This is a genomic window from Candidatus Pelagibacter communis, from assembly GCF_001179945.1.
GTDB lineage: Bacteria > Pseudomonadota > Alphaproteobacteria > Pelagibacterales > Pelagibacteraceae > Pelagilacustribacter > Pelagilacustribacter ubique_A.
The window spans coordinates 1-837 of record NZ_CVSG01000002.1 but is presented as its reverse complement, the minus strand read 5'-3'; the positions used below and the strand labels follow the sequence as shown (position 1 = coordinate 837).

General features: G+C 30.9%; 1 protein-coding gene and 1 tRNA gene. One reads left to right on the top strand and one right to left on the bottom strand.

Going from position 1 to position 837, the window contains the following annotated elements:
- Positions 1–668, bottom strand: a 668-nt coding sequence (locus AMN78_RS00025; RefSeq protein WP_143323137.1) for a hypothetical protein, incomplete at its 3' end; no start/stop codon positions are given.
- An 81-nt stretch (positions 669–749) separates the two neighbouring features.
- Here AMN78_RS00025 and AMN78_RS00020 point away from each other — a divergent pair.
- Positions 750–823: transfer RNA gene (locus AMN78_RS00020), tRNA-Gln, on the top strand.
- The last annotated feature ends 14 nt before the right edge of the window (positions 824–837 follow it).

Genomic DNA, 837 nt, shown 5'->3' with positions numbered 1-837 from the left:
GTTGTATCTCGAGAAGTAAATTTTGGTTTATAATTGGCGAAAGCCTCAGGTGTAATACCGTAAGATATTACATACCAAGAAGGTCGTACAGTTAAAGAATGATAAGATGCGAAATATCTTAAAAATATGTCAGGCATATTTATATTATTTTTTTTTATATAATTTCTTAATGCGGCTGTAAAAACTTCATCTCCAGTAGAATCTGAGGGGGACAAATATCTTTTAACATCAAGTATGTTTGCGACCATGCAATTATGAGCAAATCCTTTTTTATAAAATTTTAAGTAATTATAATGTTGCCTTTCTCTACAACCTTCTTCTTCGGGTTTAAATACCTGAGCCTGAATTATTGGAGAAATATAAGCAATCCATTTACTTAAGTTATCTATTTTTCCGATTGAAAAATAAGCTACAGGAGTTTGTCCATCAAATCTCACAAACGTAACTTCATACGCTTCGATTGCCGCAAATAAGTGTTCATTCCATTTATCTACTAAAGTCCACTCACCATTTTCTAAAGGCAAAATCATTTTTTTTGATGATTTAAATTCATCTCTTATTGTTTCATTAATTTTTGTTTGCCAATCATTGGTTTTCCACTCAATTGAATTTACGTTTGTCAGAAATAAAAATATCAAGAAAAATGATATGAACAGGCTTTTTTTCATTATTTAATTTAACAAAAAATGATCAATTTTACATATTTTATTTTTGTTTCTTTATGCTAAATGTTAAGAAGACGTTTAGTTTGGGGCATAGCCAAGCGGTAAGGCAGCGGTTTTTGATACCGCCATCCTAGGTTCGAATCCTAGTGCCCCAGCCATAGATTTATGTTTA